The 596-nt window shown below is 40.1% G+C and carries 2 protein-coding genes; both read right to left on the bottom strand.

What is annotated here, in order from left to right:
- The coding region (locus ACWHAR_RS29610; RefSeq protein WP_452088757.1) for a lyase family protein at positions 1-361 on the bottom strand (361 nt) is incomplete at its 3' end.
- Between the two features lie 66 nt (positions 362-427).
- Positions 428-596 (bottom strand): YvzF family protein (locus ACWHAR_RS29605; protein WP_452088758.1); only part of this gene is annotated, 169 nt, incomplete at its 5' end.

Below are 596 nucleotides of genomic sequence, written 5' to 3'. Positions count from 1 at the left end.
TCTTCTCTTTTAATAAAGCAGTCGCACGGTTGGCTACCACTTCGTTCATGTTCATATTGCTTTGTGTGCCGCTTCCAGTCTGCCATACGACAAGCGGGAAGTTGTCATCGTACTTGCCTTTGAGCACATCATCACAAACCGCTGCAATCGCTTCTGCTTTTTCAGCATCCAGATTGCCGAGGCGTTTATTAGCTAGAGCTGTGCTTCGTTTTAATATTGCAAACGCCTTCACAACACGCATCGGCATTTTTTTAGAACCGATCTTAAAGTTCTCCTTGCTTCGCTGTGTTTGGGCGCCCCAAAATTTATCAGCAGGAACTTTTACTTCTCCCATGGTGTCTCGTTCAATTCTGTATTCCATTTATGTATCCCTCCATAACGGTTGCTTCAATAGATCATAATTCGCCAATGACACAAAAAATCCTTTTTATTTTTCGATCTTGGCAGATTTTAATTTTAATTCAAGATATACGCGGGAATCCTTTGAATATTTGTATTTTGGATTCGTCCTTCCGTACTCCTTTGATGTATAAGAGACATCATAATGCTTTTCAAATGATCTAATGAGCTGTTCAATTTCTTCTTGTTTTCCAGCT

Source organism: Bacillus sp. LR--39 (genome assembly GCF_053613335.1).
The sequence above is the reverse complement of the archived record's forward strand: the minus strand, read 5'-3'. Positions and strand labels throughout refer to the sequence as shown.